Source organism: Streptomyces palmae (genome assembly GCF_004684805.1).
Lineage (GTDB): Bacteria > Actinomycetota > Actinomycetes > Streptomycetales > Streptomycetaceae > Streptomyces > Streptomyces palmae.
On the sequence record NZ_SRID01000057.1, the window covers coordinates 1 to 25,880 of the forward strand.

Annotated in this window: 24 protein-coding genes; 9 read left to right on the forward strand and 15 right to left on the reverse strand. The window is 73.4% G+C overall.

Translation table 11 applies throughout. From position 1 onward, the window contains the following. The 3 genes from E4099_RS09165 to E4099_RS09175 all read left to right on the forward strand — a co-directional run. Positions 1 to 1,202: copper amine oxidase (locus E4099_RS09165; protein WP_245244703.1), on the forward strand; the 1,202-nt coding region annotated here is incomplete at its 5' end. A gap of 98 nt (positions 1,203 to 1,300) precedes the next feature. Further along, the gene (locus tag E4099_RS09170; RefSeq protein WP_209446562.1) at positions 1,301 to 2,545 is read left to right on the forward strand and encodes an SAV2148 family HEPN domain-containing protein; all 1,245 of its coding nucleotides are present in this window, start codon (positions 1,301 to 1,303) and stop codon (positions 2,543 to 2,545) included. Between the two features lie 233 nt (positions 2,546 to 2,778). Further along, positions 2,779 to 3,507, forward strand: a complete 729-nt coding sequence (locus tag E4099_RS09175; RefSeq protein ID WP_135338473.1) for a 3'-5' exonuclease — start codon at positions 2,779 to 2,781, stop codon at positions 3,505 to 3,507. A gap of 84 nt (positions 3,508 to 3,591) precedes the next feature. Here E4099_RS09175 and E4099_RS09180 read toward each other — a convergent pair whose 3' ends face one another. Continuing rightward, complete coding sequence (locus E4099_RS09180) at positions 3,592 to 4,515, reverse strand: phosphotransferase enzyme family protein (protein ID WP_386389369.1); 924 nt, start codon at positions 4,513 to 4,515, stop codon at positions 3,592 to 3,594. A gap of 269 nt (positions 4,516 to 4,784) precedes the next feature. Here E4099_RS09180 and E4099_RS09185 point away from each other — a divergent pair, with 269 nt between their 5' ends. From E4099_RS09185 to E4099_RS09195, 3 genes are read left to right on the forward strand one after another with little or no spacing between them, the layout of a single operon-like run. After that, entirely contained in the window at positions 4,785 to 5,675 is an 891-nt protein-coding gene (locus E4099_RS09185) for a carbohydrate ABC transporter permease (protein WP_245244709.1), read from the forward strand. Then, the gene (locus E4099_RS09190) at positions 5,672 to 6,541 is read left to right on the forward strand and encodes a carbohydrate ABC transporter permease (protein ID WP_135338476.1); all 870 of its coding nucleotides are present in this window, start codon (positions 5,672 to 5,674) and stop codon (positions 6,539 to 6,541) included. Before E4099_RS09185 ends, E4099_RS09190 begins: the two co-directional genes overlap by 4 nt. After that, positions 6,541 to 7,833 (forward strand): ABC transporter substrate-binding protein, encoded by a 1,293-nt coding sequence (locus E4099_RS09195; protein ID WP_135338477.1) that lies wholly within the window; start codon positions 6,541 to 6,543, stop codon positions 7,831 to 7,833. The genes E4099_RS09190 and E4099_RS09195 overlap by 1 nt, the downstream gene beginning before the upstream one ends. A gap of 190 nt (positions 7,834 to 8,023) precedes the next feature. On the opposite strand, the gene E4099_RS09200 is transcribed toward E4099_RS09195, so the two are convergent. After that, entirely contained in the window at positions 8,024 to 10,180 is a 2,157-nt protein-coding gene (locus E4099_RS09200; protein ID WP_245244704.1) for an MMPL family transporter, read from the reverse strand. A 554-nt stretch (positions 10,181 to 10,734) separates the two neighbouring features. Here E4099_RS09200 and E4099_RS09205 point away from each other — a divergent pair. After that, the gene (locus E4099_RS09205; protein WP_135338479.1) at positions 10,735 to 11,949 is read left to right on the forward strand and encodes a S8 family peptidase; all 1,215 of its coding nucleotides are present in this window, start codon (positions 10,735 to 10,737) and stop codon (positions 11,947 to 11,949) included. A gap of 196 nt (positions 11,950 to 12,145) precedes the next feature. Next, a complete protein-coding gene (locus tag E4099_RS09210) occupies positions 12,146 to 12,817 on the forward strand; it encodes a DsbA family protein (RefSeq protein ID WP_245244705.1) in 672 nt (223 codons plus the stop codon). Positions 12,818 to 12,883: 66 nt separating this feature from the next. Here the strand turns inward: E4099_RS09210 and E4099_RS09215 are convergent, their stop codons facing one another. The 13 genes from E4099_RS09215 to E4099_RS09265 form a co-directional block, all read right to left on the reverse strand. Further along, entirely contained in the window at positions 12,884 to 13,633 is a 750-nt protein-coding gene (locus E4099_RS09215; RefSeq protein ID WP_245244706.1) for a sirohydrochlorin chelatase, read from the reverse strand. Positions 13,634 to 13,680: 47 nt separating this feature from the next. Then, entirely contained in the window at positions 13,681 to 14,607 is a 927-nt protein-coding gene (locus E4099_RS09220; RefSeq protein ID WP_135338480.1) for an ABC transporter permease, read from the reverse strand. Then, positions 14,594 to 15,403, reverse strand: coding sequence for an ABC transporter ATP-binding protein (locus E4099_RS09225; RefSeq protein WP_135338481.1), 810 nt, complete (start codon positions 15,401 to 15,403; stop codon positions 14,594 to 14,596). The genes E4099_RS09220 and E4099_RS09225 overlap by 14 nt, the downstream gene beginning before the upstream one ends. Positions 15,404 to 15,433: 30 nt before the next feature. After that, complete coding sequence (locus E4099_RS09230; RefSeq protein ID WP_135338482.1) at positions 15,434 to 16,540, reverse strand: ABC transporter substrate-binding protein; 1,107 nt, start codon at positions 16,538 to 16,540, stop codon at positions 15,434 to 15,436. Then, entirely contained in the window at positions 16,540 to 17,898 is a 1,359-nt protein-coding gene (locus tag E4099_RS09235; RefSeq protein WP_135338483.1) for a sulfate adenylyltransferase subunit 1, read from the reverse strand. Before E4099_RS09235 ends, E4099_RS09230 begins: the two co-directional genes overlap by 1 nt. Positions 17,899 to 17,900: 2 nt before the next feature. Next, entirely contained in the window at positions 17,901 to 18,839 is a 939-nt protein-coding gene (cysD, locus tag E4099_RS09240) for a sulfate adenylyltransferase subunit CysD (protein WP_135338484.1), read from the reverse strand. Further along, positions 18,836 to 19,369: an adenylyl-sulfate kinase gene (gene cysC, locus E4099_RS09245; RefSeq protein WP_135338485.1), complete on the reverse strand. Its 534-nt coding sequence runs from the start codon at positions 19,367 to 19,369 to the stop codon at positions 18,836 to 18,838. The genes cysD and cysC overlap by 4 nt, the downstream gene beginning before the upstream one ends. Before the next feature lie 59 nt (positions 19,370 to 19,428). Further along, positions 19,429 to 20,145 (reverse strand): phosphoadenylyl-sulfate reductase, encoded by a 717-nt coding sequence (locus E4099_RS09250; protein WP_135338486.1) that lies wholly within the window; start codon positions 20,143 to 20,145, stop codon positions 19,429 to 19,431. Further along, positions 20,142 to 20,318: a hypothetical protein gene (locus E4099_RS32900; protein ID WP_167828327.1), complete on the reverse strand. Its 177-nt coding sequence runs from the start codon at positions 20,316 to 20,318 to the stop codon at positions 20,142 to 20,144. Before E4099_RS32900 ends, E4099_RS09250 begins: the two co-directional genes overlap by 4 nt. Next, positions 20,315 to 22,039: a nitrite/sulfite reductase gene (locus E4099_RS09255; protein ID WP_135338487.1), complete on the reverse strand. Its 1,725-nt coding sequence runs from the start codon at positions 22,037 to 22,039 to the stop codon at positions 20,315 to 20,317. The genes E4099_RS32900 and E4099_RS09255 overlap by 4 nt, the downstream gene beginning before the upstream one ends. A gap of 207 nt (positions 22,040 to 22,246) precedes the next feature. Then, positions 22,247 to 22,330, reverse strand: a complete 84-nt coding sequence (locus E4099_RS35035) for a putative leader peptide (RefSeq protein WP_342451913.1) — start codon at positions 22,328 to 22,330, stop codon at positions 22,247 to 22,249. 305 nt (positions 22,331 to 22,635) lie between these two features. Further along, positions 22,636 to 23,184: a GNAT family N-acetyltransferase gene (locus tag E4099_RS33560; protein ID WP_209446563.1), complete on the reverse strand. Its 549-nt coding sequence runs from the start codon at positions 23,182 to 23,184 to the stop codon at positions 22,636 to 22,638. Positions 23,185 to 23,196: 12 nt separating this feature from the next. Beyond that, complete coding sequence (locus E4099_RS09265) at positions 23,197 to 24,384, reverse strand: GAF domain-containing protein (RefSeq protein ID WP_209446564.1); 1,188 nt, start codon at positions 24,382 to 24,384, stop codon at positions 23,197 to 23,199. Positions 24,385 to 24,662: 278 nt separating this feature from the next. Here E4099_RS09265 and E4099_RS09270 point away from each other — a divergent pair. Continuing rightward, positions 24,663 to 25,880 (forward strand): YihY/virulence factor BrkB family protein (locus E4099_RS09270; protein ID WP_135338489.1); only part of this gene is annotated, 1,218 nt, incomplete at its 3' end.

Below are 25,880 nucleotides of genomic sequence, written 5' to 3' on the forward strand. Positions count from 1 at the left end.
CCTCCCCAGCCGCCCGGCGCGCCCCCGCCTCGCAGTGCGGCAGCGCCTACCGGATCGAGCAGAAGCTGGACGGCGGCACCGTCTGGCGGATGTGCTGGCACTACGAGTCCCACGCCGGGCTGGTCCTGGACGGCATCTCCTACCAGCCCAAGGGCGAACGCGCCCCGATCAAGGTGCTCACCAGCGCCAAGCTCGCCCAGATCCATGTGCCGTACGACGACGGCAGCGTCGAGTACGACGACCTCACCGGACAGGGCTTCGCCCAGGGCCTGCAACAGCTCGACCCGGCCGAGTGCCCCGGTGGCACCATCAAGACCGTCCGGGTGCCGGGCGCCTGGGACCCCGACCACCCCGAGGTCAAGGGCCTGTGCGCCACCACCCGCGCCCGCGGCCACACCTACCGCATGGCCGGTGAGCGGCCCGGCAAGGTGTACCAGGCACAAGGCCGCGACCTGCTGGTCTACACCGTCAACCAGGTCGGCTGGTACGAGTACATCACCGAGTGGCGGTTCGCCGGGGACGGCACCATGACCATGCAGGTGGGCGCGACCGGCACCCTCTCCCCGATGGACTACGACGCGGGCGACGGCCGCGGCTGGCCCATCGGCAAGGGGGCCAAGGACTACGCCACCAGCCACAGCCACAATGTCTTCTGGCGGTTGAACTTCGGCCTGGACGGCTCCCCGAAGAGCCGCGTGGAGCAGTACGACTCCACCACCAGCCAGGCGCCCGGCCAGCTGCCCAAGACCAGGACCACCCGCACCCAGGTCACCAAGGAACTCGCCGGGGACGCGGCCCCGGCCCGCTGGTGGCGGGTGGTGAGCACCGCCGGCAAGAACAAGGACGGCCACCCCAGGTCGTACGAGATCGTCCCCGGCCACACCACCCGGTACCCGGGACGCTCCTACACCCGGCACGACGTGTACGTCACCGAGTACAACAAGTGCGAGCAGTTCGCCAGCAACAACCTCGCCAACTGCGGCGCACGCGCGGGCAAGAGCGTGGACAAGTGGGTCAACGGCCAGACCCTGAAGCATCCGATCGTCTGGGTCAACATCGGCTTCCACCACATCGCCCGCGACGAGGACCAGGAGCCCATGCCGGTGCACTGGCAGGGCTTCCAGCTCTCCCCCCGTGACGTCACCGCTATGAATCCGCTCACGCCTCCCGCGCTCTCCTCGCACAACGGCCATACCGAGTAAGGGCCGTTGATTCGACAGCTCGATCGATCGTGATGCACCGCCCCCGCCCGCGCAGTAGTCTGCGGTGATCGTTGGACGGGGGCGGAAGGCGGTGCAAGGTGAGCTCGGGCGGGTTGGAGCTGCCCCCTGGAGACCCGGTTCCCGGGGGTGACGGCGCCACCGGCGCGCCACCGGGCGCGGTGTCCCTGGCGCGGCCGGTGGAGATCGGCGCGGAACTGGACTGGGACGCCGAGGCCTGGACCGAGGTGCACACCCGCGCCCGCCGGGCCGGGCGCGCCTATATCTGGCTGAACCTCGTCGAGCAGCGGCTGCGCGCCGTGGTCGCCGCGGTGCTCCGGCCCGTCTACGAGCCCGTGCACGGCGACGACTGGGTGGTGGCCGCGGCCGGACCGGCCGGCCAGGAGTGGGTGCAGCGGGCCGTCGCGGTACGGGAGGTGAGCCGCCGCAAGGGGTATCTCCTCGACCCCGCCGACGACAACGTGCTCAGCTTCCTCACCCTCCCGCAGCTGCGTGAACTGCTCGTCCAGCACTGGCCGTGCTTCGAGCCGTACCTGGACGACCGCCGCGATCTGGAACTGGCCCTGGACGAGCTGGAGGTGACCCGCAATGTCGTCTCCCGCAACCGCGCCCTGTCCCAGACCGTCCTGGCCCAGGCCGAGCGGGCCTCCGCCCGGCTGCTGGAGATCCTCGGCGGTGGCGGCGGCACCCCCTCCGCCGACCGGCTCCCGATAGACGCGGTCGAGGACCTGGTGGGCGACCGGTACGCGGACGTGGTGGGCGTCCACCCGGACCGGGTCCGGTTGCAGCGCCAACTGCCCGCCGAGGACCTGTTCGGGGACGCCCGCCGGCTGGACGCGGTCGGCATAGGCCTGAACCTCCTGGTCCAGAACTACTCCGGGCGCCGACTGGTCCGGCTGGCCGAGGCCGGCTGCCGGGCCAGACTGCTCTTCCTCAACCCGGCCAGCAGCGCGGTACGCCGCCGGGAGCGCGAGCTCGGCCTGAAGAAGGGCGAGATGAGCCGCTCGGTGGAGATGAACATCCTGCACATGCGGCGGGTCCGGGCCCGGCTGCGGGACCCGGGGGCTTTCGAGATCCATGTCTTCGACGAGACCCCCCGCTTCACCGCCTACCTGGTCAACGGCGACGGGGCGGACGGCCTGGCCATCGTCCAGAACTACCTCCGCAGGGCCCGCGGCATCGAGGCGCCGGTGCTGGTGCTGCGCGGCGGCGGGCGCGGCCGGGAGGTGCTCCGGCACGAGCACGGCGACGACGAGGGCGGGCTCTTCGAGACCTACCGGGACGAGTTCGAGGGCATCTGGGCCGACTCCCGCCCGGTGTCCTGAGCGGATCCGCCCTCCACGGGCGGTCGGACCCGCCCCCAGGGCGGTCGGGCCGGCACCGGCCGGGTCGCCGCGCCACCGTGTCCCAGGCTCGGGTGGAGAGCGGCCCCGACGCCGGGCGCCGGGGGTGGTGGAACCAGGCGCGGGGCCCCGGGGCCCGGTGTCCGGGGCCGAGTGTCAGTGGCCCGTGCGAGGCTGAAGCGCAACCGGGGGAAATCAGGTGAAGGAGGGCCGCTATGGGGTGGCACCGGGAGTTGCTGATCGGGTTCGATCTGGAGACCACGGGTACGGATCCGGCCACCGCGCGGATCGTCACGGCCGCGGTGGTCGAGGTGAAGGGCGGGGAGCCCATCGGCCGGCGGGAGTGGCTGGCCGACCCAGGCGTTCTGATACCGCAGGACGCGGTGGCGGTGCACGGCATCACCAATGAGCGGGCCTCAGCGCTGGGCCGCCCGGCCCGGGAGGTGGCCGACGAGACCGCCGACACCCTGGCCGGTTACTGGCGGGCCGGGACACCGGTGGTGGCCTACAACGCCGCCTTCGACCTGAGCCTGCTCGCGGCCGAGCTGCGCCGGCACGGACTGCGCCCGCTCAGCGAGCGGCTGGGCGGGGCGGAGACCGGTCCGGTGGTCGATCCGCTGACCATAGACCGGGCCGTGGACCGGTACCGCAGGGGGAAGCGCACGCTCGGCGCGGTCTGCGAGCTGTACGGCGTGGTGCTCTCCGGGGCCCATGAGGCCGGGGCGGACGCGCTCGCGGCGGCCCGGGTGGCGGTGGCGGTGGCGGAGGCCCACCCCGAGGTGGCGCGGATGGAGCCCTGGGAGCTGCACCGGGCGCAGGTCGACTGGTACGCGGAGTGGGCCGCGGGCTACCAGCGCTGGCTGCGCGGCCGGGGCACACCCGAGGCGGTGGTGGACGGGAGCTGGCCGCTGCGCGAGGCCGAGACGGTGCCCGGCGCGGCCTGACCGGCGCGCCACGGCCCCCGGCCGGGCGCGGCCCGTGGCCCGGCGAGCCGGCCGGCGGGGCAGGGGCCGGCCGAGGCAGCCCCGTCAGAACGGATACCAGCGCACCGCCGGGTCGCCCTCGCGCAGTGAGGCCACCCGGCGGCGGAACTCCGCCAGCGCGGCCGGATTGGCGGGCGCGTGCTGGGCCACCCAGGCGCAGCTGGCGGTCTCCCGGGCACCGCGCAGCACCGCGCAGCCCTCCCAGTCCCGCACGTCCCAGCCGTACGTCCGGACGAAGCCGTCGTAGGCGGCGGGGTCCAGTCCGTACCGGTCGCGGGAGAGGGCCATCACCACCAGATCGTGCTCGCGCAGATCGTCGGAGAAGGTCTCCAGGTCCACCAGGACCGGCCCGTTCGGGCCGATGTGCACATTGCGGGGCAGCGCGTCTCCGTGGATCGTGCCCGGTGGCAGCCTCGGGGTCAGCTGCTGGGCGGCGGCGGCGAAGTCGTCGCGCCGGGAGCGCAGATAGGCCGCGTCGGCCGGGTCGATGGCCTCGCCCGCCAACCGCAGCCAGCGCTCCACACCGCCGAGCAGGTCCCGCGCGGGGAGCTCCACCGGGCAGGGCGGCAGCGCGTGCACCAGCAGCAGCAGTTCCGCGAGGTCGCGCGGCTCGGCCGGGCGCACCGCCGGGGGCAGCCGCTCCCAGTAGGTGACCAGGTGCCCGTCGAAGGACAGCGGCTGCTCGGCGCCGTGGCGGGCGGGCCGCACCGCGGGCACGCCCTGGGCGGCCAGCCATGCGGCGACCCGCAGTTCACGCACCGCCCGCTGCCGGGTGTGGTCGTCGTCGGTGCGGCTGATCCGGACCACCAGCCCCGGCTCCCGCGGCCGGTCCACCGCGAACACGGCGTTCTCACCGAGTGCCAGCAGCCGGGTCTCGACCCCCTCGTCGCCCAGGTGCGGAACCGCCGCCGCGAGCACCTTGCGGGCCCGCTCCTCCGTGAATGCCCCTTCGAACGCCGCCGCTGCCACGCCATGCCTTTCCCGCAGATGCCATCTCGCCCGGCCCAGTCTCGCACCTCGTGTCATCGGCCGAACGCTTGACTGGGCCCTGCGCCGTCAGCACCATGACGGGGGCTTCCGCACCGGGCGCCCGCCCAGCCGACCTGCGCTGACGCGCCCGTGAGGAGCTCGTGGCCGTGTTACGTCCCGCCGGGGGGTCACCCCCGTACTCCGAGAAGAGACCCGGTCACCAGACCCGGCACCCCGCGCCCGACGGGCCGCGGCCCCCGCGCCCCGCGGTGGAGCGCCGGGCGGCAGGCGGCAAGGGCGGTGGCCGGCGGTGGGACCCGGGTGCCTGGTTCCTGGTGCTGCCCGCGCTGCTGCCGATCCTGGTGCTCAGCGTCGGCCCCCTGCTCTACGGCATCGCGCTGGCCTTCACCGACGCCCAGTCCGGCCGCACCGATCCGACCGAGTGGATCGGCCTGCTGAACTTCCGGGACCTCCGGCAGGACACCCTCTTCTGGGAGTCCTTCCGGATCGGCCTGGTATGGGCCGCCGGAGTGACGGTGCCGCAGTTCCTGCTCTCGCTGGGGCTGGCCCTGCTGCTCAACCAGAACCTGCGGTTCCGCTGGCTGGCCCGGACGCTGGCGATCGTGCCCTGGGCGATGCCCGAGGTGGTGGTGGGCATCATGTGGCGGCTGGTCTACCACCCGGACGCCGGCATCCTCAACGAGACCCTGGGCACCCATCGCGACTGGCTGGGCAGCCTGGGTAGTGCCCTGCCCGCCGTGATCGTGGTGGGCGTGTGGGCCGGGATGCCGCAGACCACGGTGGCGCTCCTGGCCGGCCTGCAGAACGTCCCCCGCGAACTGCACGAGGCGGCGGCCATGGACGGGGCCGGCGCCTGGCGCCGCTTCCGGACCGTCACCTGGCCGGCGCTGCGGCCGGTCGCGGTGGCGATGGGCGCCCTCGCCTTCATCTGGAACCTCAACTCCTTCGCCCTGGTCTACGTCCTCACCAACGGCGGACCCGGTGGCCGTACCCGGCTGCCGATGCTCTTCGCCTACGAGGAGGCCTTCCGCTACGGGCAGTTCGGCTACGCGGCGGCCATGGGCTGCGTGCTGGTCGCCGTGGTCTCCGTGCTGCTGGCCGTCTTCCTGGTCGGCCGGCTGAAGGGGGACCGGACATGACACACCCCATCCGAAGCCGCCCCCGAAGCCGGGCCGTCCGGCGGCGCGCCGGGCGTGCCGGCCAGTACCTCGCCCTGCTGGGCTACCTGGTCTTCCTCGCCTTCCCGCTGCTGTGGCTGGTCTCCACCGCGTTCAAGCCGCCGCGGGAGCTGGCCAGCTCCCACCCCCAGTGGATCCCGGACCAGCCCACCTGGGACAACTTCCGGCAGGCCCTCGACGAGCAGCCGCTGCTGCGCGCCGCGGGCAACAGCCTGCTCGCCGCGGGCAGCGCCGCCCTCATCGCGGTCCTGCTGGCCGTCCCGATGGCCTACGCGCTGGCCCGCCGGCGGTCCTGGCTCAGCCGGGCCGCCACCGGCTGGGTGGTGGTCAGCCAGGCATTCCCCCTGGTGCTGCTGATCATCCCGCTGTTCCTGCTCCTCAAGCACCTCCGGCTGATCGACGCCATGCCGGGCCTGGTGATGGTCTACGTGGTCTGGTCGCTGCCGTTCGCCCTGTGGCTGCTCACCGGTTATGTACGGGCGCTGCCACCGGAGCTGGAGGAGGCCGCGGCGGTGGACGGCGCGGGGCGGCTGCGCACCCTGGTCTCGGTCACCGTCCCGCTGCTCGCCCCGGGCATCGCGGCCACCGCGCTGTTCGCCTTCATCACGGCCTGGAACGAGTTCTTCTTCGCCCTGGTCCTGCTCAAGTCTCCCGAGAAGCAGACGATGCCCGTGGTCCTCACCCACTTCCTGGGTGCCGAAGGGGTGGCCGACCTCGGCCCGCTCGCCGCCGCCTCACTGCTGGCGACCCTCCCCTCCCTCCTGCTCTTCGCCCTTCTGCAACGCCGGATCAGCGGCGGGATGCTGGCCGGGGCGGTGAAGCACTGATGCGCCGCCGCACCCTGCTGGCCGCCACCTGGGCCGCGCCCGCCACCGCCCTGGCCGGCTGCGCCACCCGGCGGCGCCGGGCCGCCGACGGCTCGGTGACCCTGCGCTTCCAGTCACTGGCCTGGCAGCAGGAGTCCATCGAGGTCAACAAGCGGCTGGTACGGGAGTGGAACGCCGCCCACCCCAAGGTCACCGTCGAGTACGTCCAGGGCAGCTGGGACGGCGTGCACGACCAGCTGCTCACCGCCTTCGAAGGCGGTGAGGCACCGGATGTCATCCATGACGCCTCCGACGACCTGGCCGACTTCGCCTACGGCGGCTCCCTGGCCGACCTCACCGGACTGCTGCCGCGCGCGCTGACCCAGGACATCCCGGAGCACAGCTGGCGGACCACCACCTTCGGGGACGGTGTCTTCGGCGTGCCCTTCCTCCAGGAGCCGCGCGTCATCATGGCCGACCTCGACCGCCTGGAGCGGGCCCGGGTACGCATCCCCACCGCCGGCGAACCGTGGAGCTGGCCGGAGTTCGAGGAGGTGGCCCGGCGGCTGACCGGCGAAGGGAGGTACGGGGTGGCCTGGCCACTGAAGGAACCGGTGTCCGCCACCCTCAACCTGTCGCTGTCCACCGGCGGCCAGACCTTCCACCGGGGCGCCGACGGCAAGGTGACGGTGCGGTTCGACGCCGCCGAGCAGCGGGTGCCACGCGTGGTGCACGACCAGGTCAACACGGACCGCAGCGCCGCCCGCACCACCCTCGGCATGGGCGGCTCGGACACCCTGCCCGGGTTCTTCGACGGCCGGTACGCCATGGTCCCGCTGGGCTTCTCCTACCGGCAGCAGATCGTGCAGCAGGCACCCCGGGGCTTCCGCTGGACGGTGCTGCCCGCGCCCGCCGGGCCCGGGGGCGACCAGCGGCAGGGCGTCAGCCCGCAGACGCTGTCCATCGCCGAGGACAGCCCGTACCGGGAGGAGGCCGCGGCGTTCATCGCGTTTCTGCTGCGGCCCCGGAACATGGTGCGGCTGGCGCTCGGCGACTGGATGCTGCCCACCGGGCGGCAGGCGCTCGCCCACCCGGCGCTGCACACCGAGCGCCGCGGCTGGGCCACCGGGACCGCGCTCGCCCGCCATCTGCGCTCCGCGCCCGCCCAGTCGGTGCGCGGATACCCGGAATGGAAGGACAAGATCGCCACGCCCGCCTTCCAGGAGTACTACAGCGGAGCGATCGGCGAGGACTCGCTCCGGCACAAGCTGGTGGCCGACGGAAACCTGGTGCTCCGGCGCTACCAGCGGTAGGGACACACCCGCGGGCCCCGGCCGGCTCCGGCGGACTGGTCGCCCCGCCGCCCTCGGGCACCGCGCACGCCGGCCGGCCGACTCCGAGGACGGGGGTGCCCTACCGCTCCCGGACACCGCACGCACACACGCGGCGGTCCGCCGGCCATATGGCCGGCCGACCGCCGCGCGCCGTGTGGGACCGGGGAGGTCAGACCCGGATGTGCTGGGGCTGGTACTCGCCGGCGCCGTGCGCCCCCAGGGCGTCGGCCGCCGGGGTGCCGTGCGGCGCGGCCTGCGGCTCGTCGTGCGAGAGGTCCGGCAGCCAGCGCAGCCAGCGCGGCATGTACCAGTTGCGCTCGCCGAGCATCGCCATCAGGGCCGGCAGCAGCACCCCGCGGATCACCGTGGCGTCGATGAGCACCGCCGCCGCCAGGCCCACCCCCATCTGCTTCATGCTCTGCATGGACAGCGTGCCGAAGATGGCGAAGACCGCGACCATGATGACCGCCGCACTGGTGACCACACCGGCGGTGGTGACCACACCGTGCACGATGGCGTCCCGGGTGGTGCGCCCGGCGACCCGGGCCTCGCGGATCCGGGAGACCACGAAGACGTGGTAGTCCATGCTCAGGCCGAACAGGATGACGAAGAGGAAGAGCGGCAGCCAGGCCACGACCGCGCCGACTCCCTCGGCGCCCACCAGCCCGGCGCCCCAGCCGTGCTGGAAGACGGCGGTCAGGATGCCGTAGGCGGCGCCCACCGACAGCAGGTTGAGCACGATGGCGGTCACCGCGATGGTCAGCGACCGGAAGGACATCAGCATCAGCAGGAAGGCGAAGACCACCACGAAGGCGAAGACCGGTATCGCGGCCGCCCCGATCTTGTCGGAGAAGTCCTTGGAGGAGGCGATCGAGCCGCCGATCGGGGCGTCCACTCCGTCGACCTTGTCGAGGGTGGCCGGCCGTACCTCGTCGCGCAGGATGTTCAGGCTCTTCTCCGCCTTGTCCTTGTCCGTGCCGCCGAGCAGCGGGACATGGATCACGGCGACGTTCTCCTTGCGGTGCACGGTGAGCTCCACCGGCCCCTTGGAGGCACCCTTGGCCACGGCCTGGGCGCGGAAGTCGGCGATGGCGGTGCGCACCGGCGCGGCGTCGATGTCATCGGCCTTGACGATCACGTTGGCCGGGTCGGGGCCGCCGGGGAAGGCCGCGTTCATGTCCTGGTAGGCGGTGACGATCGGCATGGAGCTGTCGAACTCCTGGTCCAGCGCCAGGTTGGCGGTCTTCATGCCCGCCGCGGGCAGCGCGAGCAGGACCAGCACGCCGCCGGCGAGGCCGACCGAGAGCGCGGGCCGCCGCAGCACCTTGGTCAGCACCGCGCGCCAGAAGCGGCTCTCGCTGGTGCCGCCGTGCCGGCCCTTGCCGCCCTTGATGCGGGACAGGAAGGGCACCCGGCCCTTCTCCACCCGCTCACCCAGCAGGGACAGCAGCGCGGGCAGCACCGTGACCGAGCCGACCACCGCGACCGCGACCACCATCAGCGTGGCCAGGCCCATGGCCTTGAAGTCCGCGATCCCGGTGAAGAGCATGCCGGCCATGGCGACGATGACGGTGAATCCGGAGACCAGGACCGCGTGCCCGGAGGTGGCGGCGGCGATGCGCAGCGCGGTCTGCGGGTCCCGTCCGGCGGCCCGCTCCTCGCGCTCCCGCCGCAGGTAGAACAGGCAGTAGTCGACGCCGACGGCCAGACCGACCAGCAGCATCACGGAGTTGGCGGTGTCGCTCATGTGGACCGCGTGGCTGACCACGGCGACCAGGCCGCTGGTGGCGATGAAGGCGGTCATGGCGAGCACCACCGGCAGCAGCGCGGCGACCAGGGCGCCGAAGGCGATCAGCAGGATGCCGAGGGCGACCGGCAGCGCGGAGTACTCGGCCTGGGCGAAGTCGTCACCGAAGGCGTCGCTGAACGCCTTGTCACCACTGGCGTCACCGAACTGCTCGATGGTGAACGCCTTGTGCTCGTCCTTCACCTTGGCGACCGCGTCCAGCACCGGTTCGATGCGGTCGCCGGCCTTCTCCGGATCGCCGCGTATCTCGAACTGGACCAGCGCCGAACGCCCGTCGGCGGATATGGCCTTGGAGGTGTACGGGGACTTCAGCCCGGTGACCTCGCCGGTGCCCCGCACCGCGGTCAGCACCGCGTCCACCGCCTGGTGGAAGGCCGCCTGATCGGCGGTGGGGCCCCCGCGCTCCCGGGACTGGACGAGCACCGTCTCCGAGGCCGGACTGGTGACGCCCGCCTCGTCGAGGATCTTCTCGACCCTCCCGGACTCACCGGGCTGCGACTCGCTGCGCGTGGTGTCCACGCGCCCGGCCATCGATCCGAGGGCGACCGCCAGGATGACGAAGAGGACCCACCCCCCGACCGCGACCCACCGGTGCCGGGCGCTCCAGCTTCCCGCGCGGGCGGCCAACCCTCGTGGTCTGTCCAAGCGGCCTGTGTCCGACACGACTTCCCCTTTTCCCCGTGCGGCGACCTCCGCCGCCACGCCTTCTTTCGACCCTTCGACGCTATGGCCCGGGGAGGGGCCGACCCATCCTGCTGGCAGGTGAATCGGTGGTGGGGGATGTCCCCCATCCATGGTGGTGCTAGCCCCACCATGGAAAGTGATGGCCCCTTACACGTAAAGGGACATCACCCGGCACGGCGGGAACAGGGCATTTTTCCGGTTTAGCGGCGCTCGGCGGGCTATCTCATTACGAAGCAACGTTGCATAAGTCACATCCGCGTCCGAGGCTTTGAAATCCTCCCCGCCGATCCGACAGGGTTTCGAATCAACCCGGCGCCGATTCTTCGGCCGCCGGGGGCTGTCCATGACAGCCGATCCCCCCACACACCTCACGAGGAGGAACCCTCGTCATGGCAACTCGCAAGCATGCCAAGGGCCGGAAGATAGGCCTCGCCGTCGCCGCCGCCGCTGCCGTCACCGCCGGGGCCTTCGTGGCCATGCCGGCCGGCGCGTCGACCCCCGCCGAGGGCAAGGTCTACGGGACCCAGTCCAAGGACGCCATCGACGGCAGCTACATCGTGCTGCTGAAGGACGGCAAGGGCGTCAAGGCCGCGTCCGAGAGCAAGGACCTCGCCAAGGAGTACGGCGGCACCGTCAAGCGGACCTACAAGTCCGCCATCAACGGCTTCTCGGCCAAGGGGCTGAGCGAGACCGAGGCCAAGCGCCTGGCCGCCGACCCGGCGGTGGAGAAGGTGGTGCAGAACCACCGGTTCAGCATCGACGCCACGCAGGAGAACCCGCCGTCCTGGGGCCTGGACCGGATCGACCAGGCCGACACCGAGGGGGATGGGGCGTACACCTACCCCGACTCCGCGGGTGAGGGTGTCACCGCGTACGTCATCGACACCGGTGTCCGCATCAGCCACAAGGACTTCGAGGGCCGCGCCAGCTACGGCTTCGACGCCGTGGACAACGACGACACCGCCGACGACGGCAACGGCCACGGCACGCACGTGGCGGGCACCATCGGCGGCGCCGAGCACGGTGTCGCCAAGAAGACGAAGATCGTCGCGGTGCGGGTGCTGGACGACCAGGGCTCCGGCACCACCGAGCAGGTCGTCGCGGGCATCGACTGGGTCACCCAGAACCACCAGGGCCCGTCCGTCGCCAACATGAGCCTGGGCGGCGGCGCCGACGAGGCTCTGGACACCGCGGTGCAGAAGGCCATCGCCTCCGGTGTCACCTTCGCGGTGGCCGCCGGCAACGAGTCCAGCGACGCCTCCCAGGGCTCCCCGGCCCGGGTGAAGGAGGCGATCACCGTCGCCTCCAGCACCAAGGACGACGAGCAGTCGGACTTCTCCAACTACGGTGACGTGGTGGACCTGTACGCCCCCGGCTCGGACATCACCTCCGACTGGAACACCGGCGACGACGCCACCAACACCATCTCCGGCACCTCGATGGCGACCCCGCACGTCGTGGGCGCCGCCGCCGTCTACCTCGGCAACCACCCGGACGCCACCCCCGAGGAGGTCGCGACCGCGCTGACCGAGGGCGCCACCCCGGACAAGATCTCCAACCCGAGCGAGGGCACGCCCAACAAGCTCCTCAAGGTCGTCGAGTAGGACTCGTCCGCTCGGCACCGAGGCCGGCCGTCGTGCCCGCCCCCCACGGGGCACGACGGCCGGCCTCCGGTCTTCTCCGGGCCCGGACCGGGGGCACCATGCCAGGTCGGGCATCGACCGCGCACCCAAGTGGCCCACTCATAAGCCCGGTCAATGGCCCAGATGTCGGGGCCATTCGCGGCCTAGGCTGCTGCACATGACCACTGACAGCGCCACCCGCCCCGCCGCCTCCGCCACCACCCGGGAGGCCGCCGCCGACACCCCGGTGACCACCGTCGACTTCTACTTCGACCCCATCTGCCCGTTCGCCTGGATCACCTCCCGGTGGATCCTCGAGGTGGACCGGCAGCGCCCGCTCGACCTGCGCTTCCGGGTGATGAGCCTGTCGGTGCTCAACGACGGCCGCGAGGACCTGCCGGAGCGCTACCGCGAGCTGCTGGACCGGGGTTGGGGGCCCGTGCGGGTGTGCGTCGCCGCGGCCCGGCAGCACGGCGAGGAGGTGCTGCGGGACCTGTACACCGCCTTCGGCACCCGCTACCACAACGAGGGCCGCAGGGACACGGCCGAGATCCTCCGGGAGTCCCTGGCCGAGGTGGGACTGCCCGCCGAACTGGCCGAGGCCGCGGACAGCACCGACCACGACGCGGCGCTGCGGGAGAGCCACCACCAGGGGATGGACCCGGTCGGCGAGGAGGTCGGCACCCCCACCCTGCACATCGACGGGGTGGCCTTCTTCGGCCCGGTGCTCACCGCCGTGCCGCGCGGGGAGGACGCCCTGCGGATCTTCGACGGCGCCCGACTGCTCGCCGGATACCCCAAGTTCTTCGAGCTCAAGCGCACCCGCACCGGCGACCTCGACTTCAGCTGAGACCACCGCGAGGAGGAGCCGGACGGTGGCCAGGCCCGTCCGCACGCCCCCGGCGGCCCGCCCGGCTCATACGGCCGGCATGGCCGGCTGCGGCGCCGCGGCAGCGTACCGTCGCACCAGCAATCGGGCCACCTCGGGCGCGGCACCGAGCACCTCGGCCAGCACCTCGGCACCGGCCGCGGCGGCGCCCGCCGCGATCCGGTCCGGCAGCCGGCCCGGCGCGATGGCGTACGGGGCCACGGCCACCCGCGCACAGCCGGCCGCCCGCAGCGCGCGCACCGCGTCCTCGGTGGACAGGGGCCCACCGGCCCGCACCGCGGAGGCGAAGGCGGGCCGCACCGCGTGCCAACCGGTGCGCCGCCACCGGCGGGCGACGCCCTCGATGACCGCGACCGCCTCCGGGTCGGTGGTGCCGGCGCAGGCCAGCACCACCCCGGTCGAGGGCCGGTCGCCGGGGCGCACCCCGGCCTCGTACAGCCGCCGCTCCAAGGCGGCCCGCAGCAGCGGCGACGGGCCGAGCACCGCCGCCTGGCGGATGGTCAGCCCCGGGTGCCGCGCGCCGGCCGCGCGCAGCACCGCCGGGATGTCCGACCTGGCGTGGAAGGCGCGGGTGAGCAGCAGCGGCACCGCCACCACCGGGCCCGCCTCCTCGGCCGCCAGCCGTTCCAGGACCCGCGGCACCCGCGGCGCGGTGAAGTCCAGGAAGGCCGTCTCCACCCGCACCCCGGGCCGCAGCCACCGCACCCGCTCGGCGAGCGAGGCGACGGTGGCCGCGTGCCGCGGATCGCGGCTGCCATGGGCGACGAGGAGCAGCACGGGAGCGGGCGTCGGACGACCCGGCCGCGCCACCGGTACGCGGGGCGTCAGCGGGCCCGCTCCTGGAGTCCGCGGCTGCGCAGCACCCACCGCTCCACCGGGGCGAACACCAGCAGTTCGATGGCGATCCCGACGAACAGGATCAGGAAGATGCCCAGCAGCACCCCGGCCATGTCCGAGTTGTTGCGCTGGTTCTCCAGGTACTGGCCCAACCCCAGCCCCAGGTCGGGGGAGCTGGCGATGATCTCGGCGGCCATCAGCGAGCGCCAGGCGAACGCCCAGCCCTGCTTGAGTCCGGCCACATAGCCGGGCAGCGCCGCGGGCAGCAGGATGTGCCAGGCACCGCGCAGCCCCCGGGCGCCCAGCGTCCGACCGGCCCGCAGGAAGAGGGGCGGCACCTGGTCGATGCCGGCGACCAGCCCGTTGGCGATGGAGGGCACCGCGCCGAGCAGGATCACCGTGTACATCATCCGGTCGTTGAGGCCCATCCAGATCAGCGTCGGAGGCACCCAGGCCACCGAGGGCAGCGACTGCAACCCGGACAGGATCGGCCGGACGGCCGCCCGGACGAACCGCACCCGGGCCACCACCAGACCCAGCGGGGTGCCGATGGCCAGCGCGACGAGGAAGCCGAACAGCCCGCGCGAGACGCTGGTCCACACGATGTCCAGCAACTCGCCGCGCAGCCACAGATCCCGCAGCGCCGCCCAGACCCGGGCCGGGCTCGGCAGCTTGTAGTCGTCGGTCACCTTCGCCCAGACCAGGCCCTGCCACACGGCGAGCACCAGGGCGATCGCGACGATCGGCGGCAGCACCGAGCGGATGAGGACCTCGGTCAGCGGAGCGCGCCGGACGGGCACCGCCTCCAGCGCGTCCAGGCCCGCGCCCAGACCGGCCGGGTCCTGTCCGCCGTCCGCGCCCGGGGGCGCCGCGGCCTGCCCCGGTTCCTTCCGGGTGGTCTCAGGTCCGGCCATGGCGGCGGATCTCCCCACGCAGTTCCTCGGTGATCTCCCGGGACAGGTCCGCGACGGCCGGGTCCTCGGCGCGGCGCGGCTGCGGGAGGTCCACCGTCCACTCGCGGATCACCCGGCCCGGGCGGGAGGAGAGCAGCACCACCCGCTGGGCCAGCCGCACCGCCTCCCGCACGTTGTGGGTGACGAACACGACGGACACGCCCGTCTCGCGCCAGATCCGGGTGAGTTCGCCGTGCAGCACATCGCGGGTGATGGCGTCCAGGGCCGCGAACGGCTCGTCCATCAGCAGCACGTCGGAGGCCTGCGCCAGCGCCCGGGCCATCGCCACCCGCTGCCGCATACCGCCGGACAGCTCGTGCACCCGCCTGCCGTGGGCGCCGCCCAACCGCACCAGCTCCAGCAGCCGCTCGGCCTCCGGGCGCCGCCGGGCCCGCGGCACCTTGCGCAGCCGCAGCGCCAGTTCGACGTTCCGGCCCGCGGTCAGCCAGGGGAACAGCGCGTGCTCCTGGAACATCAGGGCCGGGCGCCCGCCGGGCACGTCGATCTCCCCGGCGGTCGGCCGGTCCAGGCCCGCGATCAGGTTGAGCAGGGTCGACTTGCCGCAGCCGGAGGCACCCAGGAGGCAGACGAACTCGCCGGGGCGCACGTCGAGGGTGATGTCGTCCAGGACGGCCTGCCCGGGGGCGCCGGGCCGGCCGAACACCTTGTGGACACGGCCGATCCGGACGGCCGGGACGGCCCGCGCCGGGCCGCGGCCGGTGGGCGCGTTCTTCGCTGTGGTCAGTGCCGGGGACATCCGGTCACCTCCTTGGTGGGTACGGGCGGGCTACTGGGTGCCGAGGCCGGCCGCGGAGAGCGGGGGCCGGCCGGCGGCCTTGCGGACCTTGTTCAGCAGCCGCAGGTCGTAGATGCCGTCGAGGTCGGGCCGCGCCAGCAGACCGGCCCGCACCGCGTGCCGCGCCTGGGTGTCCAAGGTGGCGGCCAGCGGGTCGTCGGTGACCTGGATGCTCTTCCAGGCCGGGTCGATCACCTCGGCCGGCAGCGGTTTGCCGGTCAGGGCCGCCAGTGCCTTGTTGGCATCGGCCCTGGCCCGCCGCGGGTTGTCCCTGATCCACTGGTTGGTCTTCACCGAGCCCCGCAGGACGGCCTCGACCACGGCCGGGTGCCGCTCCAGGAAGGACTGCCGGACGATCACATGAGTGATCACGAACTTCCCGTCCGGCCACAGCGAGGACTCGTCCAGCAGCACCTTGCCGCCCTCGGCGACCAGCTTGGAGGCGGTGGGCTCGGGCACCCAGGCACCGTCGATGGAGCCGGCGGCATAGGCGTCCGGGGTGACCTTGTTGTCCGAGCGGACCACCGAGACATCGCCCCGGCCGCTTTGCGCGTCGACCTTCCAGCCGCGCTCCGCGATCCAGTCGAGGAGCGCCACGTCCTGGGTGTTGCCCAGCTGCGGGGTGGCGATCTTCTTGCCCCTGAGGTCGTCCAGGGAGGTGATCCGGTCCGGGTTGACGACCAGCTTCACCCCGCCGGAGGCCGAACCGGAGATGATCCTGAGGTTCTTGCCGTGCGACTTGACGTACCCGTTGACCGAAGGCGACGGGCCGATCCAGCCGATGTCGATGGAGCCGGCGTTCAGTGCCTCGATCTCGGAGGGGCCCGCGTTGAAGACGTAGGGCTTGACGGCGGTGCCGCCCAGCTCACGCTGGATCAGCCCGTCCCCGTGCAGGCCGACCAGCGCGGTGGCGTGGGTGAGGTTGGCGAAGTAGCCGATCCGCACCTGGTCCAGGCCGTCGATCCGCCGGCCGCCGGCGGTGGGCGTGCCGCCCTCGGCGTCCTCGCGCTGCGAGCCGTAGCCGCAGGCGCCGAGTACGCCGACCAGCAGCGGCCAGATGGCGGCCGCGGCCAGCGCGCGCCTCAGGGGGAACGGCATCACGCCTCCCTCCCCGCGCCCGGTGCCGCCGCCTCGCCACCGGGCGCTGCACCGGCCTCCGCCGGAGTGAAGGAACCGCCCGCCATGCCGGCCGCCAGGGTGGTCCCGTCGGCCGGGTCGATCAGCAGGAAGGAGCCGGTGCGGCGGGAGTCGGCGTAGGCGTCCAGGGCCAGGGGTTCTGCGGTGCGCACCCGGACCCGGCCGATGTCGTTGGCCACCAGCCGTTCGGGTGCCGGGTGCTGGGACAGGTCGTCCAGGGTCAGCCGGGAGGGGATGTCGGTGACGATCGCCTTGACGGTCCGGGTGGTGTGCTTGAGCAGCACCTGCCGGCCCGCGGTCAGCGGCTGGTCGGCGAGGTGGCAGACGGTCGCCGCCACCTCCCGGGTGAGGGCCGGCGGGGAGGCGGCCGGCGCGATCAGGTCGCCGCGCGAGGCGTCCAGGTCGTCGGCGAGCCGGAGCGTCACCGACTGCGGGGCCCAGGCGGCGTCCACGCTCCGGCCGAGCGCGTCGATCCCCTCGATGGTGCTGGTACGGCCCGAGGGCAGCACCGTCACCGGCTCGCCCACCCGCAGCACCCCGGAGGCGATCTGCCCGGCGTAGCCCCGGTAGTCGGGGTGCTCGGCGGTCTGCGGGCGGATCACGTACTGCACCGGGAAGCGGGCCGGGGCGCCGGTCGGGTCCTGGCCGGTGGGGACGGTCTCCAGGTGCTCCAGCACGGTCGGGCCCTGGTACCAGGGCATGGCCGCGGACGGCCGCACCACGTTGTCGCCGGCGAGCGCGGAGATCGGGATGACCCGGACGTCCGGTATCCCCAGCTCGGAGGCGTACGCCGTGAACTCCTCGGCGATGGCGGTGAACGGCGCCCGCGCATAGCCCACCAGGTCCATCTTGTTGACCGCCAGCACCATGTGCGGCACCCGCAGCAGGGCGGCGACCGCGGCGTGCCGGCGGGTCTGCTCCACCACGCCGGCCCGGGCGTCCACCAGCACCACGGCCAGGTCGGCGGTGGAGGCGCCGGTGACCATGTTCCGGGTGTACTGCACATGGCCCGGGGTGTCGGCGAGGACGAACCGCCGCCGGGGGGTGGCGAAGTAGCGGTAGGCGACGTCGATGGTGATGCCCTGCTCGCGCTCGGCGCGCAGCCCGTCGGTGAGCAGGGCCAGGTCGGGGCCGCTGCGGCCGCGGGCGCGGGAGGCGCCCTCCACCGCCGCCAACTGGTCGGCGAGGACCGACTTGGAGTCGTGCAGCAGCCGGCCCACCAGGGTCGACTTGCCGTCGTCCACCGATCCGGCGGTCGCGAAGCGCAGCAGTGTGGTGTCCGGCGCGGTGGCGGCCGGCTGTTCGATGGTCGTGGACATTCCTAGAAGTACCCCTCGCGCTTGCGGTCTTCCATCGCGGCCTCGGAGAGCCGGTCGTCGGCCCGGGTGGCGCCGCGCTCGGTGAGCCGGGAGGCGGCGATCTCGGCGATCACCGCGTCCGGTGTGGCGGCGTCCGAGTCGATCGCGCCGGTGCAGGACATGTCGCCCACGGTGCGGTAGCGGACCAGCCGCTTCTCCACCCGCTCGGAGCCCCGCGGCCCGCCCCACTCACCGGCGGTCAGCCACATCCCGTCGCGCTGGAACACCTCGCGCTCGTGCGCGAAGTAGATCTCCGGCAGCTCGACGCGCTCCCGGGTGAGGTACTGCCACACGTCCAGCTCGGTCCAGTTGGACAGCGGGAAGACCCGGACGTGCTCGCCGGGGGCGTGCCGGCCGTTGTACAGCTGCCACAGCTCGGGGCGCTGGCGGCGCGGGTCCCACTGGGAGAACTCGTCGCGCAGTGAGAACACCCGCTCCTTGGCCCGGGCCTTCTCCTCGTCGCGCCGGCCGCCGCCGAACACCGCGTCGAAGCGGTGGCGCGAGATGGCCTCGGTCAGCGGCACGGTCTGCAGCGGGTTGCGGGTGCCGTCCGGGCGCTCGCGCAGGGTGCCCGCGTCGATGTACTCCTGCACCGAGGCGATGTGCAGCCGCAGCCCGTGGCGGGCCACGGTGCGGTCGCGGAACGCGATGACCTCGGGGAAGTTGTGCCCGGTGTCCACGTGCAGCAGCGCGAAGGGCACCGGCGCCGGCGCGAACGCCTTCAGCGCCAGGTGCAGCATCACGACGGAGTCCTTGCCGCCGGAGAACAGCAGCACCGGGCGCTCGAACTCGCCCGCCACCTCGCGGAAGATGTGCACCGCCTCGGACTCCAGGGCGTCCAGGTGCGACAGCGGGTGGGGACGGGCGGTGTGCCCGGGGGCGAGGACCGCGGTGGTGGTCATGCCAGACCCCTCTCGGCGAGCAGGGCGGCCAGTTCGGCCACCGAACCGGAGACCGTCTGCCGGTGCGAGTCGATCCGCAGGTCGGGGTCCTCGGGCCGCTCGTACGGGTCGTCCACCCCGGTCAGCCCGGACAGCTCGCCCGCGGCCTGCCGGGCGTACAGGCCCTTCACATCGCGCTGTGCGCACACCTCGACCGGGGCGGCCACGTGCACCTCCAGATAGGCGGTGCCCTGGGCCTGGTGGCGGCGGCGCACCGCCTCGCGGCTGTCCGCGTACGGGGCGATCACCGGCACCAGGGCCAGCACCCCGTTGCGGGCCAGCAGTTCGGCCACGTAGCCGATCCGCCGCACATGGGTGTGCCGGTCCGCGCGGCTGAAGCCCAGTCCGGCGGAGAGGAAGGTCCGGGTCTCGTCACCGTCCAGCACCTCCACCCGGTGCCCCGCCGTGCGCAGCCGCTCCGCCAGCGCGTGGGCGAGCGTGGTCTTGCCCGCGCTCGGCAGCCCGGTCAGCCATACCGTGGCGCCTGTCATTCCTGTCCGTCCCATCGTGTCGATCCGGTCGCGGTGCCCCACCACCGCGGGGGCGCCGCTCATCCGTGCAGCCCGCACTCGGTCTTGGCCCGGCCCGCCCAGCGGCCCGCGCGTACGTCCTCTCCCCGGGCCACCCGCCGGGTGCAGGGGGCGCAGCCGACGGAGGCGTAGCCGTCCGTCAGCAGCGGGTTGGTGAGCACGTGGTGCTCGGCGAGGTAGGCGTCCACGTCCTGCCGGCTCCAGCGGGCGATCGGGGCGATCTTGACCTTGCCGCGCCGCTCGTCCCAGCCCACCACCGGTGTGCCGGCCCGGGTCGGGGACTCGTCCCGGCGCAGCCCGGTGGCCCAGGCGTCGTAGCCGGCCAGCCCCTCCTCCAGCGGCTTGACCTTGCGCAGCGCGCAACACAGGTCCGGGTCGCGGTCGTGCAGCCCGGGGCCGTACTCCGCGTCCTGCTCGGCGACCGTCTGACGGGGGGTGAGGGTGATGACGCGGACGTCCATGACGGCCGCCACCGCGTCCCGGGTGCCGATGGTCTCCGGGAAGTGGTAGCCGGTGTCCAGGAACACCACGTCCACCCCGGGCAGGGCGCGGGAGGCCAGGTGCGCCACCACCGCGTCCTCCATCGAGGAGGTCACGCAGAACCGCTCGCCGAAGGTGTCTGCCGCCCAGCGCAGGACGTCCAGGGCGGGGGCGTCCTCCAGCTCCCGTCCGGCCCGCTCGGCCAGGGCGCGCAGGGCGCCGGGTTCGGCCCGGTCCGCGTGCGGAGGCGGCGTCATGTCCGTTCCCCTTCGGCGTCGGTGTGGGATCCGCGGGCCAGCAGCCCGAGGAAGGTCAGTTGGAAGGCGCGGTTGCAGGCGGCGCACTCCCAGGCCGCGTGCCGGTGCCCGTGCGGGCGCAGGTCCTCGTCGCCGCAGTAGGGGCAGTAGAAGGGGGCGGCGCGCTCGCTCATCGCAGCGCCTCCTCGGGGGCCCTCGCCGCCCACTGGGCGAACCGCTCGCCCGGCTCCCGCTCCGCCCGGAAGCGCCGCAGCACCCGCTCCACGTAGTCCGGCAGGCGATCGGCGGTGACCTTCAGGCCGCGGACCTTGCGGCCGAACCCCGGCTCCAGGCCGAGGGCGCCGCCCAGGTGCACCTGGTAGCCCTCGACCTGGCGGCCCTGGTCGTCCACGACGAGCTGGCCCTTGAGGCCGATGTCGGCGACCTGGATCCGGGCGCAGGCGTTGGGGCAGCCGTTGATGTGGACGGTGACCGGCTCGTCGAAGTCGGGCAGCCGGCGCTCGAGTTCGTCGATGAGGGCGGAGCCGCGCGCCTTGGTCTCCACGATCGCCAGCTTGCAGAACTCGATGCCGGTGCAGGCCATGGTGCCGCGCCGGAAGGGCGAGGGGGTCACCCGCAGGTCCAGCGCCTCCAGTCCGGCCACCAGGGAGGCCACCCGGTCCTCGGGTACGTCCAGCACGATCATCTTCTGCTCGGCGGTGGTCCGCAGCCGTCCGGAGCCGTGCCCGGCGGCCAGCTCGGCGATCTTGGTGAGGGTGGCGCCGTCCACGCGGCCGACGCGCGGGGCGAAGCCGACGTAGAAGCGGCCGTCGCGCTGGCGGTGCACCCCCACGTGGTCGCGCCAGACCCCGGAGGGCTGTTCGGGGGCCGGGCCGTCGAGCAGCGGGCGGCCCAGGTACTCCTCCTCCAGCACCTGGCGGAACCGGGCCGCTCCCCAGTCGGCGACCAGGAACTTCAGCCGGGCGCGGTTGCGCAGCCGCCGGTATCCGTGGTCGCGGAAGATCGAGATGACCCCCTCGAAGACCTCGGGCACCTCCGCCAGCGGCACCCAGGCGCCCAGCCGGACGCCGAGTTTGGGGTTGGTGGACAGTCCGCCGCCCACCCACAGGTCGAAGCCGGGCCCGTGCTCGGGGTGGCGTACGCCGACGAAGGAGACGTCGTTGATCTCGTGCGCCACGTCCAGCAGCGGCGAACCGGACACCGCGGCCTTGAACTTGCGGGGCAGGTTGGAGAAGTCCTTGTTGCCGATGATCCGGCGCTGGATCTCCTCGATCGCCCAGGTGCCGTCGAGGATCTCGTCCTCGGCGACCCCGGCGACCGGGGAGCCGAGGATGACCCGCGGAGTGTCGCCGCAGGCCTCGGTGGTGGACAGCCCCACGGCCTCCAGCCGCCGCCAGATCTCCGGGACGTCCTCGATCCGGATCCAGTGGTACTGGATGTTCTGCCGGTCGGTGATGTCCGCGGTGCCGCGTGCGAACTCCTGGGAGATGTCGCCGATCACCCGGAGCTGATCGGTGGTGAGCCGGCCGCCGTCGATGCGCACCCGGAGCATGAAGAACTCGTCGTCCAGCTCCTCCGGTGCCAGCACCGCGGTCCTGCCGCCGTCGATACCGGGCTTGCGCTGGGTGTACAGGCCCCACCAGCGCATCCGGCCGCGGAGATCGGCGCCGTCGATGGAGCCGAATCCCTGATGGGCGTAGACGGTCTCGATGCGTGTCCGCACATTGAGACCGTCGTCTTCCTTCTTGAACTGCTCATTGGCGTTGAGCGGTGTGGAGTGCCCTGCGGCCCACTGGCCCTCACCGCCGTTGCGCCCGGCGTCGCGACGGGTCGTGGCTGCGGTGGCGGGCGTGCCCCTGGTCGAGGGCTGGGGGTGTTCCGGGATGGCGGCCATGACGGTGTGTCCTTGGGGATGCGGCTGCGAGAGGGCAGGATCAAGCTGTCCGCCCGCGCCCTGGTGACCGGCGTGAACGGTCCAAGTCAGGGGCGGTGGAAGGGAGTTGGCGCAGAACTGGAGGCCGGCGCGGCACGTCCGCGACGGCGGGGGCGGCGGTGCGGCGAGGGGGCAGAGCTGCGAAGACGCGCGGTGGTGCTGTGACTGTCAGCCCGCGGGACAGATGGCGCTGGACATGCGGCAGAGATCGACGTGCCGCCGACTCACCAAGTGGATTCCAGCTCTGGACATGAGCGAAAGCGTGGCACGCCGGTCTCCGGAGCGTCCACCATCATCCGGTATCTGGACGTACGCGTCTCGATGAGCGAGATGAGAGCGGTGGGGGGAGGGGCGGCGCACCGGGCGACCGCGCGGGTGCGGCGGTCGCCCGGAGACGGGGAAAGCCCGGGCTCGCGGGGGGTGTTCGACGGGGGCCTCACGGCCTCGGGGCACAGCTCCGCGCCGGGCCGGCGGGCGGCGACGAGCCCGCCACCCCGGGCAGGGAGCCCGGGTGCTCGCCGGGGCCTCACGGCCTCCGGGTCACCCGTCGGACACCGCTAGCCGGCTGCCGGCGCGGGGTAGGGCTCGGTGGTGGTGTCGAACAGCCGGAAGCCGCGCCGCTCGTAGTTGGCCATCGCGTACGGCCCGTCCAGGCTGCAGGTGTGCAGCCACACCCGGCGGGTGGGCGCCCGCCCCGGCCAGCGCTCCGCCAGGTCCCAGGCCCGGGCCGTCCCGACACTCAGCAGGTGCCCGCCCAGGCCCCGGCCGCGGAAGTCCGGCAGCAGACCGAAGTAGACGATCTCCACCACCCCGTCGTCCTGCGCGTCGAACTCGATGTACCCCGCCGGAGTGCCCCGCTCGTAGACCACCCATATCTCGTTGCCCGGCCCGTGCACCGCCCGGTGCCAGCGCTCGGCGGGCCAGGACAGCCGGTCGGTCCAGGACAGGTCCGAGCCCACCGCGGTGTACAGGTACCTGCTGAACTCCGGGCTGGGCACCTCGGCCCGTACGATCCGCACCCCCGCCGAGGCGGGCGGCTCGGCCGCCGCCCGCAGGTCGCCGGGCGCGGTCTGCTCCAAGGACCAGATGGTCACCGTGGTGTTCATGGCCTCAGCCAATCATGCGCCCCGCGCCGCCAGGACCGCGGGCGCCGTGGAACCCGGCAGCAGGTCGAGCGGCCCGGCCGGGCGCACCACCTCCACCCGCACACTGTCCGCGAACCGGTACGGGCGGTGCGCCAGCACCCCGCCCATGGTGCGCCGCAGCCGGGACATCTCCGCGCGGACCGTGACCGCCCGCCCCGGATCTCCGAACAGGTCCGCCGCCAGCTGCCCGGCGCTGCGCCCCTCCCGGTGAAGTGCCAGGACCAGCAGCAGCTCGGTGTGGCGCGGGCTCAGCTCCTGCGTCCAGCTGCCGGCCGGACCGGACACCGTCACCGTCCAGGACCGGGCCCCGGACACGTCCAGCAGCACCCGGCTCGCCCCGTCCGCCGCGCGCGGGCCGACCCGGATCAGCCAGCCGCCGGGCAGCGGCTCCAGGGTGCAGCTGCCCAGCGCGGGCAGCCAGACCGGGCCGGCCTGCGGCGCCCTGGGCAGCGCCACCCGCTCCGGAGGCGCCATCCCGGTCACCGCCGCGGGCCAACCGGCGGGGTCCACCACCAGCGCGGCGCCCTCCAGCCGGGCCAGCACCGGCGCGGCCACCGCCCGCAGCCGGTCCAGCGAGGCCCAGTGCCGGGCCCGCAGCTCCCCCTCGGCCACCTGCGCCACGGCCGCCACCAGGGGCAGCATCCAGGGGTGCGCCCGGTCCGCCGGGCCGGTCACGTTCACCGCCCCCAGCAGCCGCCCGTCCCGCGGATCGTGCAGCGGGGCCGCCGCGCACACCAGGGTGTGCAGCGCGTGCACATAGTGCTCCCCGGCGCGCACCTGCACCGGCCGCCGGGCCACCAGCGAGGTGCCGATGCCGTTGGTGCCCACCGTCTCCTCACCCCAGTGGGCGCCCTCGAAGAGGTCCAGCCGCTCCGCCCGGCGGCGCACCGCCCGGCTGCCCTCCCACCACAGCACCCAGCCGTCGGCGTCGCTGACGACCAGCACATGCCGCTCGTCGTCGATGACCGGGCGCAGCCCCTCGCGCAGCCGGGGCAGCAGCTCGGCCAGGCGCGAGCCGTGCCTGCGGCGGGCCAACTGCTCCGCGGACAGCCAGCGGGCCGTCCGCCCGGCGTCCGGGAGGACGCCGTGCTCCCGCGAGCGCCGCCAGGACGCGTCGAGCAGCGGACAGGGGTGCGGGGCGGCGGGCGGCAACCGGTCCATCGATCTGGGATCCACCCGGACATGGTGCCGCTGCCCCGGGGCGCGCGGAGCACCGACACCAAGATCGTTGCAACCGCGGCGCAACGTTTGCGGTGCCGCCCGGTGGCGTTCGACAGTGGAGGTTGCGAGCGAGGGGTGGTGCCGGGTCGGCGCGGCATCACCCCCGCCGCGAACCCGCCGGGCGGAGGAGCCCCTTCCGGGCCTTCCGCGCACCCGTGGCGGCCGCTCGCCGCGACCGTGTGGCACGCCAGGCGTTCTGCCCCGGTTAACGTAATAACGTGCAGCGTGCAGACGAACCCGCGGAACCAGCGGAGCGGCCCTCCGGCCGGCTCCGCAAGGCCCGCGCCCTGACCCGCAGTGTCTCCAAGCGCCGAACCGTATGGCTGCTGCTGAAGGACACCGTCAACTCCTGCATGGAGTACCGGGTCACCGGGCTGGCCGCGGAGGCGGCCTTCTTCACCCTGCTGTCGCTGCCCCCGCTGCTGCTCGCCCTGATCGGGCTGCTCGGCTACGTGGACTCCTGGACCGACACCCACACGGTGCTCACCCTCCGGGACACCATCCTGGACGGCGCCGGCACCGTGCTGTCCGAGAAGGGCGTGCGGGAGATCGCCCGCCCGCTGCTGAACGACGTGATCGAGGGCGGCCGGCCGGACGTCATCTCGCTCGGCTTCGCCATCGCGCTGTGGTCCGGATCACGGGCGGTCAACGTCTTCGTCGACACCATCACCGTGATGTACGGCCTGGAAGGGCACCGCGGGATCGTCAAGACCCGGCTGCTGGCCTTCCTGCTCTATCTGGTCGCCCTGGTCATCGGCGCGGTCACGCTCCCGCTGATGGTCGCCGGGCCGGAGGCCGTGGTGGAGGTCGTGCCCTGGAGCGGCACCCTGGTCAGGATCCTCTACTGGCCGGTGGTGATGCTGCTCTCCATCGCCTTCCTCACCACGCTCTACCACGTGTCGGTGCCGGTGCGCTCGCCCTGGCGCGAGGACATCCCGGGGGCCCTGATCGCCCTGGCCATCTGGGTGCTGGGCAGCTTCCTGCTCCGCATCTACCTGGTCCACACCGTCGAGGGGCCCACCATCTACGGGTCGCTGGCGGCCCCGGTGGCGGTGCTGCTGTGGATCGGCGTCTCCGCCTTCGCGGTGCTGGTCGGCGCCGCGGTCAACGCCGCGATCGACCGGGTGTGGCCCTCGGTGGCCATCGCCGCCGCCCGCGCCGAGCACGCGGCGCGGGTACGGGCGCTGGCACTGGAGACCGCGGCGGCCCAGGCGGGCCTGCGCCGGTCCGAGCACGACGACTGGCACAACGAGGCGGACGAGGCCGACCTGGCGGAGGCCGACCTCCTGGGCTGGACGGACTCCCCGCCCCCCTCCGAGTTCCCCGAGCGCTGGGCGCAGTTCCTGCCGCCCCAGGACGTACGCTCCCGGCTGCACACCCGCCGGCACCCGGCCCACGCCAGGCGGGACACCCTCCCCGCCGCTGTCTCTTATACA

Excerpts from the sequence above, each read along its gene's own strand:
- cysD (WP_135338484.1), bottom strand. The coding sequence starts at position 18,839 with ATGACCACCACCGCGGTCCTCGCCCCCGGGCACACCGCCCGTCCCCAC.
- E4099_RS09235 (WP_135338483.1), bottom strand. The coding sequence starts at position 17,898 with ATGTCCACGACCATCGAACAGCCGGCCGCCACCGCGCCGGACACCACA.
- E4099_RS32900 (WP_167828327.1), bottom strand. The coding sequence starts at position 20,318 with ATGAGCGAGCGCGCCGCCCCCTTCTACTGCCCCTACTGCGGCGACGAG.
- E4099_RS09205 (WP_135338479.1), top strand. The coding sequence starts at position 10,735 with ATGGCAACTCGCAAGCATGCCAAGGGCCGGAAGATAGGCCTCGCCGTC.
- E4099_RS09250 (WP_135338486.1), bottom strand. The coding sequence starts at position 20,145 with ATGACGCCGCCTCCGCACGCGGACCGGGCCGAACCCGGCGCCCTGCGC.
- E4099_RS09175 (WP_135338473.1), top strand. The coding sequence starts at position 2,779 with ATGGGGTGGCACCGGGAGTTGCTGATCGGGTTCGATCTGGAGACCACG.
- E4099_RS09190 (WP_135338476.1), top strand. The coding sequence starts at position 5,672 with ATGACACACCCCATCCGAAGCCGCCCCCGAAGCCGGGCCGTCCGGCGG.
- E4099_RS09210 (WP_245244705.1), top strand. The coding sequence starts at position 12,146 with ATGACCACTGACAGCGCCACCCGCCCCGCCGCCTCCGCCACCACCCGG.
- E4099_RS09225 (WP_135338481.1), bottom strand. The coding sequence starts at position 15,403 with ATGTCCCCGGCACTGACCACAGCGAAGAACGCGCCCACCGGCCGCGGC.
- E4099_RS09255 (WP_135338487.1), bottom strand. The coding sequence starts at position 22,039 with ATGGCCGCCATCCCGGAACACCCCCAGCCCTCGACCAGGGGCACGCCC.
- E4099_RS09195 (WP_135338477.1), top strand. The coding sequence starts at position 6,541 with ATGCGCCGCCGCACCCTGCTGGCCGCCACCTGGGCCGCGCCCGCCACC.
- E4099_RS35035 (WP_342451913.1), bottom strand. The coding sequence starts at position 22,330 with ATGTCCAGAGCTGGAATCCACTTGGTGAGTCGGCGGCACGTCGATCTC.
- cysC (WP_135338485.1), bottom strand. The coding sequence starts at position 19,369 with ATGACAGGCGCCACGGTATGGCTGACCGGGCTGCCGAGCGCGGGCAAG.
- E4099_RS09230 (WP_135338482.1), bottom strand. The coding sequence starts at position 16,540 with ATGCCGTTCCCCCTGAGGCGCGCGCTGGCCGCGGCCGCCATCTGGCCG.
- E4099_RS33560 (WP_209446563.1), bottom strand. The coding sequence starts at position 23,184 with ATGAACACCACGGTGACCATCTGGTCCTTGGAGCAGACCGCGCCCGGC.
- E4099_RS09220 (WP_135338480.1), bottom strand. The coding sequence starts at position 14,607 with ATGGCCGGACCTGAGACCACCCGGAAGGAACCGGGGCAGGCCGCGGCG.
- E4099_RS09265 (WP_209446564.1), bottom strand. The coding sequence starts at position 24,384 with ATGGACCGGTTGCCGCCCGCCGCCCCGCACCCCTGTCCGCTGCTCGAC.